General features: G+C 44.7%; 8 protein-coding genes, 3 rRNA genes and 1 riboswitch (1 of these 12 running past the window's edge). All 11 genes read left to right on the top strand.

Going from position 1 to position 9,739, the window contains the following annotated elements; all coding sequences use genetic code 11:
• Positions 1-1,677: ribosomal RNA gene (locus AADY36_RS13150) — 23S ribosomal RNA — on the top strand; it begins 1,206 nt to the left of the window's first position.
• Positions 1,678-1,803: 126 nt separating this feature from the next.
• Positions 1,804-1,918: ribosomal RNA gene (gene rrf, locus AADY36_RS13145) — 5S ribosomal RNA — on the top strand.
• A 75-nt stretch (positions 1,919-1,993) separates the two neighbouring features.
• Positions 1,994-2,108: ribosomal RNA gene (gene rrf, locus AADY36_RS13140) — 5S ribosomal RNA — on the top strand.
• Positions 2,109-2,675: 567 nt separating this feature from the next.
• Positions 2,676-3,104, top strand: a complete 429-nt coding sequence (locus AADY36_RS13135; protein ID WP_054562340.1) for an FKBP-type peptidyl-prolyl cis-trans isomerase — start codon at positions 2,676-2,678, stop codon at positions 3,102-3,104.
• Positions 3,105-3,188: 84 nt separating this feature from the next.
• A complete protein-coding gene (locus tag AADY36_RS13130; protein WP_054562339.1) occupies positions 3,189-3,806 on the top strand; it encodes a histidine phosphatase family protein in 618 nt (205 codons plus the stop codon).
• Between the two features lie 60 nt (positions 3,807-3,866).
• Positions 3,867-3,934: riboswitch (cobalamin riboswitch) on the top strand.
• A 103-nt stretch (positions 3,935-4,037) separates the two neighbouring features.
• Positions 4,038-4,868, top strand: coding sequence for an ABC transporter ATP-binding protein (locus AADY36_RS13125; RefSeq protein WP_054562338.1), 831 nt, complete (start codon positions 4,038-4,040; stop codon positions 4,866-4,868).
• Positions 4,861-5,850 carry a FecCD family ABC transporter permease gene (locus AADY36_RS13120; protein ID WP_054562337.1) on the top strand — a complete coding sequence of 330 codons (990 nt, stop codon included), beginning with the start codon at positions 4,861-4,863 and terminating at the stop codon, positions 5,848-5,850. The genes AADY36_RS13125 and AADY36_RS13120 overlap by 8 nt, the downstream gene beginning before the upstream one ends.
• A gap of 3 nt (positions 5,851-5,853) precedes the next feature.
• Positions 5,854-6,915 (top strand): nicotinate-nucleotide--dimethylbenzimidazole phosphoribosyltransferase, encoded by a 1,062-nt coding sequence (gene cobT, locus AADY36_RS13115; protein WP_054562336.1) that lies wholly within the window; start codon positions 5,854-5,856, stop codon positions 6,913-6,915.
• Positions 6,869-7,723, top strand: a complete 855-nt coding sequence (locus AADY36_RS13110; protein WP_235575479.1) for an adenosylcobinamide-GDP ribazoletransferase — start codon at positions 6,869-6,871, stop codon at positions 7,721-7,723. Before cobT ends, AADY36_RS13110 begins: the two co-directional genes overlap by 47 nt.
• On the top strand, positions 7,720-8,247 hold the full coding sequence (cobU, locus tag AADY36_RS13105) for a bifunctional adenosylcobinamide kinase/adenosylcobinamide-phosphate guanylyltransferase (RefSeq protein ID WP_342409062.1): 528 nt from the start codon (positions 7,720-7,722) through the stop codon (positions 8,245-8,247). The genes AADY36_RS13110 and cobU overlap by 4 nt, the downstream gene beginning before the upstream one ends.
• The gene (locus tag AADY36_RS13100; RefSeq protein WP_342409278.1) at positions 8,247-9,731 is read left to right on the top strand and encodes a cobyric acid synthase; all 1,485 of its coding nucleotides are present in this window, start codon (positions 8,247-8,249) and stop codon (positions 9,729-9,731) included. The genes cobU and AADY36_RS13100 overlap by 1 nt, the downstream gene beginning before the upstream one ends.
• Positions 9,732-9,739 lie beyond the last annotated feature (8 nt).

Raw genomic sequence — 9,739 nt, 5'->3', positions numbered from 1 at the left:
GGTTTGCTGGAGGTATCAGAAGTGCGAATGCTGACATGAGTAACGATAATGCGGGTGAAAAACCCGCACGCCGGAAGACCAAGGGTTCCTATCCCATGTTAATCAGGGTAGGGTAAGTCGACCCCTAAGGCGAGGCCGAAAGGCGTAGTCGATGGGAAACGGGTTAATATTCCCGTACTTGGTATAATTGCGATGGGGGGACGGAGCAGGCTAAACAAGCATGGCGTTGGTTGTCCATGTGAAAGTGAGTAGGTTGAGAGTTTAGGAAAATCCGGACTCTTAAGACTGAGACACGAGACGAGCACCCAAGGGTGTGAAGTTGTTGATGCCATACTTCCAGGAAAAGCCTCTAAGCTTCAGATTATACCGAATCGTACCCCAAACCGACACAGGTGGTCAGGTAGAGAATACTAAGGCGCTTGAGAGAACTCGGGTGAAGGAACTAGGCAAAATTGTACCGTAACTTCGGGAGAAGGTACGCTCCTATCTGTGATGAGACTTGCTCTCTAAGCGGACGGGAGCCGCAGTGACCAGGTGGCTGGGACTGTTTATTAAAAACACAGCACTGTGCAAAATCGCAAGATGACGTATACGGTGTGACACCTGCCCGGTGCCGGAAGGTTAATTGATGGGGTTAGTTTTCGGACGAAGCTCTTGATCGAAGCCCCGGTAAACGGCGGCCGTAACTATAACGGTCCTAAGGTAGCGAAATTCCTTGTCGGGTAAGTTCCGACCTGCACGAATGGTGTAACCATGGCCACGCTGTCTCCACCCGAGACTCAGTGAAATTGAAATCGCAGTGAAGATGCTGTGTACCCGCGGCTAGACGGAAAGACCCCGTGAACCTTTACTACAGCTTGGCACTGAACATTGACCCTACATGTGTAGGATAGGTGGGAGGCTTTGAAGCAGAAACGCTAGTTTTTGTGGAGCCGTCCTTGAAATACCACCCTTGTAGTGTTGATGTTCTAACGTTGGTCCCTTATCGGGATTACGGACAGTGCCTGGTGGGTAGTTTGACTGGGGCGGTCTCCTCCCAAAGAGTAACGGAGGAGCACGAAGGTTGGCTAAGTACGGTCGGACATCGTACGGTTAGTGTAATGGTAGAAGCCAGCTTAACTGCGAGACAGACACGTCGAGCAGGTACGAAAGTAGGTCATAGTGATCCGGTGGTTCTGAATGGAAGGGCCATCGCTCAACGGATAAAAGGTACTCCGGGGATAACAGGCTGATACCGCCCAAGAGTTCATATCGACGGCGGTGTTTGGCACCTCGATGTCGGCTCATCACATCCTGGGGCTGAAGTCGGTCCCAAGGGTATGGCTGTTCGCCATTTAAAGTGGTACGCGAGCTGGGTTTAGAACGTCGTGAGACAGTTCGGTCCCTATCTGCCGTGGGCGTTTGAGAATTGAGAGGGGTTGCTCCTAGTACGAGAGGACCGGAGTGAACGAACCGCTGGTGTTCGGGTTGTCATGCCAATGGCACTGCCCGGTAGCTACGTTCGGAACTGATAAGCGCTGAAAGCATCTAAGCGCGAAGCAGGCCTCGAGATGAGTTCTCACTAGACTTTTAAAGTCTCTGAAGGGCCGTTGAAGACTACAACGTTGATAGGCAGGATGTGGAAGTGGTGCGAGCCATTAAGCTAACCTGTACTAATTACCCGTGAGGCTTAACCATACAACGCCAAACGCGTTTTATGACAGCGTAACGAACAGAAGTTAAGTTACTAAAGTAGACATTTACTTGATATCAGAATTCCAGATTTATTAATTTGCTCAGATGAGCGAATTAAAACCAAATTTGCTTGGTGACAATAGCGTTTTGGACCCACCTGACCCCATGCCGAACTCAGTAGTGAAACGAAACAGCGCCGATGATAGTGTAGCAGCTGCTATGTGAAAGTAGGTCATCGCCAGGCTCCAAATTCAGTCGCAAGACTTTAAATTAAGTCGAAAGACTATAAAAAAATAATAAGAAAGTTGAAAAGAATTTTCTTGGTGACAATAGCGTTTTGGACCCACCTGACCCCATGCCGAACTCAGTAGTGAAACGAAACAGCGCCGATGATAGTGTAGCAGCTGCTATGTGAAAGTAGGTCATCGCCAGGATCCTATTAAAGAAAGCCCGATTCGAAAGAGTCGGGCTTTTTTGCGTCTGGGAGCTATCCACACAACGTGCCCTATTCATTCGCCAGGTAGGTTGGGTAGAGCGGAGCGAAACCCAACATGAGTTAGCGAGTTGCTAGTTAGCAAGGGTAAAGTTGAACTGTTTGGTTGTTTAGTACAGAGTCACCCTCAGCAACAAACCCCGTAGGAGGCACTTCAGTGCCGAATTTAAACTATAACAAACACATTCATGGCTAAAGCCATTCCTACAAGTACACTTTACCTAAAACCTAAAACCTAAAACCTAAAACCTAAAACCTAAAACCTAAAACCTAAAACCTAGAGCCTCCGGCAGAGGAAGACGCAGAACCAAACACCCACACCGCGCGGCTGATCGCTGACGGCTGAAAGCTGATAGCTCTGTGTTGGGTTTCGCTGCGCTCTACCCAACCTACGCCAGACCCTCAAACTTTCCCCTTTCTAACTTGCAACTTTACTCTCGCAAACTTGCTTCCCTAACCTTGTTATGCGATAAAGCGTTTTATATTTGTAATACAATTAAGGTGTGCTGTGTCTCGTAAGAAAACGACCAAGTCAAAAGGCTCTTCAGGTTTAAATCGTAAAAATAGTGAAGCATTTATTGCTAAGTTCTCTTCGCATCCAGATACACATCTATGCCCGTCGGGTTTAATGTATAAAGTGATTGATGATGTTGAAGGAGAACGCATATCAGAATTCGATACAGTGGTTATTAACCAACGTATTATGCTTGCTGATGGCAATGTGATTGCCGACAGTTATAAAGCGGGTATGCCCGAAGTGTTCGCTTTATCTGAAGCTATAGAAGGGTTAAGAGAAGGTTTATTATTAATGAATATCGGCTCTCGCTATGAATTTGTGATCCCTCCAGAGCTTGCTTGGGGTAAAAAAGGTAACGGTGGCAAGATTGGCGCAAATGCAGTGCTACATTTTGACGTTCGTTTAATGCGTTTAGCTTAACTCTCTTCGGATGAGTCCCTTAGCATAAGTCGACAGACTACTTAAAACGCGTTAACGTTCACTATTGGTTTACTGAGGAACATTATGGACGCATTTACTTCACGAGTTTACTTTCTTCGCCATGGTGAAATCGCTACGCCTGGAATTCTTTCTGGGCAAATCGATGTTGGTTTATCTGAGCAAGGCCTTGAACAAATGCGCCAAGCCTCTGCCGAGCTCATACATTTAAATGCCATATATAGTTCACCGCTAAAGCGTTGCTCAGTCCACGCTGATTATTTAGCAAATCAACACTCACTGCATGTACACTATTATAACGCGCTAAAAGAGTTTAATTTTGGTGATTGGGATGGCCAAGATTACCAACAGCTTTGGCAGCAAACGAGTAAGCCTCATATTGGTGATTTTTGGCAACACCCTTGGCAAGTAAAAGTGCCCAATGGTGAATCTATGGCTGATTTTTACGCTCGGGTAGAGGCATGGTGGCACACGTTTTTGCAATCATTGTGTGAATCTAAGCATGAACAGTCATTGGTAATAAGTCATGCAGGTGTGATTAAACAAATTCTCGCTATTGTATGTCAGATGCCAAAACAATCAGCCACGCATTTAAATGTTTTTCACCTTCCTTATGCGGGGCTTATTACACTCGATGTATATATAGATGAACAAGGACAAGCTTGGCCTAAAATTGTTTTTTAGCCATCTAGAGCGATATTCATTGAATTATTTACTTAGCCCGCCATAATACTCATATGCTATGGAATGGAGTGAAATTCTCCAGCTGTTCCCGCAACTGTAATCCATCTAAATAATGGTCAGCCAGATACTTAGCACTAACAATTAATCATCGAGCGGGTCAACTCACATCATTTTCTGGTACTTACCAGTGCTTTCTTGTGCGTTGCGATTACTCGCCAAGAGAGAATAAGCTTGCAACAAAATAGCCTTAGCGCTGCGCCATTAATATCAGTGTCTGATTTAAGTTGGGGTACTGCGAATAAAACGATACTTAAATCAATTAACCTTGAGTTAAAAGCAGGGCAGTTTATCGGTCTACTCGGCCCCAATGGGGCAGGTAAATCAAGCCTACTGCGTTGTCTTTATCGTTACTTGAAACCTCAGCAAGGGGTTGTGCTGCTGAGCGGTCAAGATATTTGGCAAATCAGTGCTGATGAATATGCAAAGCAGGTTGCAGTTGTTTTACAAGAGTCTCCATCGCAGTTTAATTTGTCTTTGTTCGATGTAGTGAGTTTAGGCTTAACACCTCATAAGCGGCTTTTCAGCGCCACGTCTGCCAATGATAAGCTGCGAATATATCAAGCGATAGAGCAGGTAGGTTTGTCTCATCATAGTGAGCAAGCATTTGATTCGCTCTCAGGTGGCGAAAAGCAAAGAGCTCTTATTGCACGCTCTATCGTACAACAACCTAAGTTGCTCATCATGGATGAGCCTACCAGTCACCTTGATGTTAAATACCAAATTCAAATAATGGAATTAGCAAAGTCCCTCGATGTGACAGTGCTTGCCTCTTTCCATGATTTAAATCTCGCAGCGAGTTTATGTGATGAATTATTGGTGATTGATGAAGGGCGTTTGGTTTGTCAGGGGCAACCAAAAGCGGTGCTTACTGAGCAGCTGTTGAGTGATGTATTTGGTGTCTGCGCAGCGGTATCTGCTCACCCGCAATCAAGCTCTGATAAGTTTATTCCGCACATCACTTATTTTTATGGCTATCAGACACAGGAGCATCAAAATGACTGATGCAATGCGTTTAAGTATCTGTGTTGTCGTAGGGCTTATTAGTTGTATTTTAGCATTGAGCTTTGGTGCTGCAAATACGCCACTGAGTGATGTTTTTAATGGTTTGTTTAGCCAAGATAGCGATGAATTTGTGCAGCGTATTATTTGGCAGCTGCGTATGCCAAGAACGGTGCTGGCATTTTTAGCAGGCTCAGGGCTTGCTCTGGCAGGACTAATTTTGCAGACCGTAACCCGAAACCCGCTTGCTGACCCTTACTTGTTTGGTATTTCTTCTGGGGCTTCATTTGGTGTGGTGTGCTTTATAGCCCTAACCGGTGTGAGTTTTGGCTTTAGTATGTCAGTTGCAGCATTTGCCGGAAGCTTACTTTCTATGCTGTTGCTTATTGCTATTGCAGGGCGTCGCCATGTTGGTCAAGTTGAAGCCATGTTACTCGCTGGTGTTGCTTTATCTTTTTTATTTAGTGCTCTGACTAGTCTGCTGCTTTATTTTAGCGACCCTCAAGCTATAACCGCTATTTTGTTTTGGACGATGGGCAGTTTTTCTCGTGCACAGTGGGACACTCTTTGGCTGCCGTTTACAGTAATTATTGCCTGTATGACGCTGATGATTGCATTTCGTCGTCAGCTTAATGCAATGCTGCTTGGTGATGAAAGTGCTGCAACCTTGGGGATTCATGTGCAACGCTTTCGGATCATGATGCTGCTGCTAAGTTCATTAATTACAGCTGTGCTTGTTGCTATGTGCGGTGGCGTTGGTTTTGTCGGCCTGATGATCCCACATATTGTGCGCTACTTTTCACCGCAAGGCAGCAGCCATAACTTAGTTATGACCTCCTTGGTCGGAGGTATTTTTATGGTGTGGGTAGATGTGTTATGCCGAACCCTATTGAATAACCAAGAACTACCCGTAGGTGTGATCACAGCCGCTATTGGTAGCGTGTTCTTTTTATTCTTACTTTATTTTCGTAAACAGAGCAGGTAGCTAATGTTTAATATCATGCCTATTAATCAGCGATTTTCAGCTGTAATTCAACAAAAAATAGACCTCAAAACAAAGCCGTTAGGAGCTTTGGGTCAGCTTGAAAGTTGTGCTAAACAATTAACGCTTATTTTTTCAAAGCAACTTGATAGTGAGCAGGCGCTAGTTGCCTTTAAACCGGTTATTTCAAACCCTTCTCTAGTTGTATTTGCGGGTGATCATGGTGTGGCAAGCCAAGGTGTGTCGATTGCTCCTAGCTGCGTTACATCTCAAATGGTGGCAAACTTTGCAGCAGGAAGTGCAGCGATTAATGTATTTTGTCGCCAGCTTGGCTGGCAGCTAGAAGTTGTAGACGCTGGAACACTCAGTACTTCACACAATAAAAGTGTGCATAACCAGCGTTTAGGTGAAATCACTGCACCACTGAATACTGAAATGGCCATGTCACTTAGCCAGGTTGAAAAAGGGTTTGCATTAGCCAAACAGCGAGTTCATTCACTCTATGAGCAAGGTTGTAATACCATCGCCTTTGGTGAGATGGGTATTGGCAATACCACAAGTGCTGCGGCATTAATGGCTGCCTTGTTGTCGTTACCTGCTAGCCAATGTGTTGGTAAAGGCACAGGTGTGAGCGACGAGGTTGTTGCTAAAAAAATTAAAGTTGTTGAGCAAGCCCTTCAATTACACCAAGCTCATTTTAGCGATCCGCTAATGACGCTTGCGGCATTAGGTGGTTTTGAAATTGTACAGATCACCGGTGCTATTTTAGCTGCTGCGGAGCTTGGCATGGCAGTGATCGTGGATGGCTTTATTTGTACTGCTGCAGCGCTTGTTGTAACTCACATTAATGCAAACGCTCGTGATTACATGTTATTTGCTCATGCCTCTGATGAACAAGGGCACAAAGCAATGCTCAATGCCTTGCACGCATCACCTTTATTGCAGCTTGATTTAAGGTTAGGAGAGGGCACTGGGGCTGCGCTTGCCTTACCTTTACTGCAAGCATCTTTGGCGTTTTACAATGACATGGCAAGTTTTGCCGATGCCAATGTTGAGCAAGTTGTCTGATATGAGCGCTGAACAACACACTTCTGACTCTACCCCAAGTCAGTTTCAACTATTTTTACTGGCGCTTAGTTTTTTAACGCGTATACCCGTTAAGTTAAACTTTGCAGTATCGAGTCAGGCACTCAATCAGGCCAGCCGTTATTTTGCATTGGTCGGCGTGATTTTAGGTGTAGTTTTAGCGCTGAGTTTTTTACTGCTAAGTTGGTTATTCCCCGCAGCCATTTCAGTTGCCTTAGTTATGGCGTTTAGCTTGATAATCACAGGGGCATTTCATGAAGATGGCCTTGCTGATGTCTGGGATGGCTTTGGTGGTGGTTGGCACGTTGCAGATAAGCTGAGCATTATGAAAGATAGTCGCTTAGGTACCTATGGTGCAGCGGCGCTTGTGATGGCCTTATTAATTAAATACCAAACACTCGTTGCACTTAGTGAAGTAACCAGTACTGTGATTATTGCACTTGTTTTAGGGCAAAGCTTAAGTCGGGTTGTAGCAACAAGTTTAATTGCAGGTATGGACTATGTAAGTCAGGACGCCACATCTAAAGTAAAGCCAATTGCGATGCATTTAAGCACGCAAAGTTATCAAATACTGCTAGCAACTGGCGGTGCGGTGTTAGCAATTGCATGGTTGTTTTTTGGCTTTACTTTAGGGCAATTATTAATCCTCATCAGTGTGCTTTTTGTTACTCGTTTACTATTAAAGCGCTGGTTTGAAAAACAGTTATCTGGCTACACCGGCGATTGCTTAGGAGCAGCCCAGCAAGTATCTGAGCTTGTTACCTACCTTTGCTTGGTGAGTTTATTATGAGCCAGCAAAATACTTTAATTTTAGGTGGTGCTCGCAGCGGTAAAAGCTGTTTTGCTGAGCAGCTGGCAACAAATTCAAACAAGCCGCTTATCTACATCGCCACAGCCAATGCGGGTGATGAAGAAATGACAGCCCGAATTAATAGGCATCAAGCTGAGCGGGCTAAGCATTGGCAACTTGTTGAAGAGCCTTTGTATTTGGCTAAAGCACTACAACAACATAGCCAAGCTGAAAACTGTATTTTAGTGGACTGTTTAACGCTGTGGTTGAGTAATTGCCTATGCCAGCAGGGTGAAGCATTTTGGCTTGAGCAAAAAGCGTCCTTACTCGATGTGTTATCGCAATTGCCGGGTGAGGTTATTTTTGTCAGCAATGAAGTGGGTCATGGCATTGTGCCGCTCGGTGAATTAAGCCGTCAGTTTGTTGATCATTCAGGTTGGTTGCATCAAGCCTTAGCACAGCAAGTTGCACGTGTTGAGTTTGTGATTGCAGGTCTTGCACAAACCTTAAAAAGAGAACAATGATGAAAACAATAATGGTGCAAGGCACGACCTCAGATGCAGGTAAAAGTACTCTTGTAGCAGCACTTTGCCGGATCTTTGCTGAGCGAGGCATAAAGGTTGCGCCCTTTAAGCCACAAAATATGGCGTTAAATAGCGCTGTAACCGCAGATGGTGGCGAGATAGGTCGCGCACAAGCTTTGCAAGCTGTAGCGGCAAAAGTCCCCGCAGAAGTCGATTTTAACCCTATCTTATTAAAACCTAACAGTGATACTGGGGCGCAGGTAATCGTTCATGGTAAAGCGCTGTCGAATATGGAAGCAGGCAGTTATCACGACTACAAAAAAGTGGCGATGGATGCAGTTCTTACTTCGCAGCAGCGCTTAAGTGAGCGTTTTGAATTACTGGTTGTTGAAGGTGCTGGGAGCCCTGCAGAAATTAACCTGCGCGAAAACGATATTGCCAATATGGGTTACGCCGAGGCGGTAGATTGCCCAGTGATCATTATTGCCGATATTGACAAAGGCGGTGTGTTTGCTCATTTAGTCGGAACGTTAGCCTTGTTGTCAGAATCAGAGCAAGCACGAGTAAAAGGCTTTGTGATTAATCGTTTTCGGGGCGATATTGCGTTATTGCAAGGTGGCCTTGATTGGTTAGAGCAGTACACCAATAAGCCAGTACTTGGGGTATTACCTTATTTACATGACTTAGCACTAGATGCTGAAGATGCCGTTGCTATAACTAATCAGGTCGATAAACCGCAATTACGCATAGCAGTGCTGCTACTTCCTCATATTAGTAATCACACAGACTTTGATGCACTGCGATTACAACCAGAAATCGATTTACAGTATGTACGTCATACTCAGACTATTCCAAGTGTTGATCTGATTATTATACCGGGCAGTAAAAATGTACTCAGCGATTTAGCGTTTTTAAAAAATGAAGGTTGGCATAAACAAATAACACGTCACCTGCGTTATGGCGGTAAAGTGCTTGGAGTATGCGGTGGGCTGCAGATGTTAGGTAACTACCTTGCGGATCCACATGCAGTGGAGTCTAATTTAGGCAGCGCAGTAGGGCTTGGGCTTGCTGACTTTGAAACGCAATTAGGGCAACAAAAAGTACTAAGCCAAGTCTCTGGCATACTTCATTTAAACAATAGCGATAAAGCAATATCTGGTTATGAAATTCACGCCGGAATCAGTCAAGGGCCAGCACTTGAAAAGCCATTTTTGAGCTTTAATGATCACCCAAGTGGATTCAAAGTAGATGGTTTTATTAGTGATGATAACCAAATAGCAGGTACTTACTTACATGGCTTGTTCGATACCCCTGAGGGCGTATCTGAGCTAATAACTTGGCTTGCAGCAAATAGCCAAATTAAGCCAATTGATATTAACTTAAACCGTGAACAGCAGTTAAGCCGTTTAGCTAGTGTAGTAGCAGAGAATCTCGATATTGAACAAATCATCAATATTTATGAGAACTTCAATTTAGAGAAATAAGGAACAAC

Origin of the sequence: Pseudoalteromonas sp. D15MCD-2 (assembly GCF_038562745.1) — a bacterium.
Classification (GTDB): Bacteria; Pseudomonadota; Gammaproteobacteria; order Enterobacterales; family Alteromonadaceae; genus Pseudoalteromonas.
This window is presented reverse-complemented; position numbering and strand designations above follow the sequence as displayed.

Excerpts from the sequence above, each read along its gene's own strand:
- AADY36_RS13110 (WP_235575479.1), top strand. The coding sequence starts at position 6,869 with ATGACATGGCAAGTTTTGCCGATGCCAATGTTGAGCAAGTTGTCTGAT.
- cobT (WP_054562336.1), top strand. The coding sequence starts at position 5,854 with ATGTTTAATATCATGCCTATTAATCAGCGATTTTCAGCTGTAATTCAA.
- AADY36_RS13120 (WP_054562337.1), top strand. The coding sequence starts at position 4,861 with ATGACTGATGCAATGCGTTTAAGTATCTGTGTTGTCGTAGGGCTTATT.
- AADY36_RS13100 (WP_342409278.1), top strand. The coding sequence starts at position 8,247 with ATGAAAACAATAATGGTGCAAGGCACGACCTCAGATGCAGGTAAAAGT.
- AADY36_RS13130 (WP_054562339.1), top strand. The coding sequence starts at position 3,189 with ATGGACGCATTTACTTCACGAGTTTACTTTCTTCGCCATGGTGAAATC.
- cobU (WP_342409062.1), top strand. The coding sequence starts at position 7,720 with ATGAGCCAGCAAAATACTTTAATTTTAGGTGGTGCTCGCAGCGGTAAA.